This is a genomic window from Domibacillus sp. 8LH (genome assembly GCF_038806185.1).
Classification (GTDB): domain Bacteria; phylum Bacillota; class Bacilli; order Bacillales; family Domibacillaceae; genus Domibacillus; species Domibacillus indicus_A.
In genome coordinates, this window is record NZ_JAVJNG010000153.1 from 1 (window position 1) to 270 (window position 270).

A 270-nucleotide genomic window follows, 5' to 3' on the forward strand; every position below is an offset into this window, starting at 1 on the left:
GCTACGCTCTACAACACTAGTATCAATGCGACGGCAACGATCACAAACTTCACCAGTTGCACGAGCAACAGTAAAGGCAAGATCATCAACTTCTACCGCTGATGCAGGAGCAACTTCGGAGGTAACTGTCAAATCAGATACAATCAAAAGTTGAGCAAGGTCAGCATTTAAGCCTTCCAAGAATGACTTGGTTTCAGCTGAGACATAGGCTGTCAAATGCGCTTCAAGTGACTTACCAATCACTTTTGCATTACGCGCTTCTTCCAAGGC

1 protein-coding gene is annotated in these 270 nt (G+C 45.2%); it reads right to left on the reverse strand.

The window, feature by feature from the left end:
• A partial coding sequence (locus RG959_RS24210) for a hypothetical protein (protein WP_342799307.1) occupies positions 1-270 on the reverse strand: 270 nt, incomplete at both ends.